The sequence below is a fragment of the Halohasta sp. A2 genome, from assembly GCF_056175805.1.
Window position 1 is genome coordinate 1 of sequence record NZ_JAQFWV010000277.1, and the last position, 255, is coordinate 255.

General features: G+C 56.1%; 1 pseudogene. It reads right to left on the reverse strand.

Features of this window, described 5'->3' with window-relative positions:
* A pseudogene (locus tag O2S87_RS19125) lies at positions 1 to 255 on the reverse strand (ISH6 family transposase); the annotation flags it as partial.

Sequence of the window (255 nt, forward strand, 5' to 3'; positions counted from 1 at the left end):
GCACTGCATTCAATCCATCTCGACTCCACTGCATCCAGTCTCGCTTGCACCGTTTAGCGACTTCTCCCATTGCCCGTTCGACGGGATTCGAGGTCCACCGCACCTCGATCCCGTCGAGTGCTTTCTCAGCAAACGTCTGCATCGATGGTAATCCCCGTCGCAAGTACGCTGCTGCTTTCTCTGAACCGAACTGACTCAATTGCCAAGTCGTCTTCTCAATCCGTTCGCGTGTTCGGGCGATCCGCTTGCGGATCG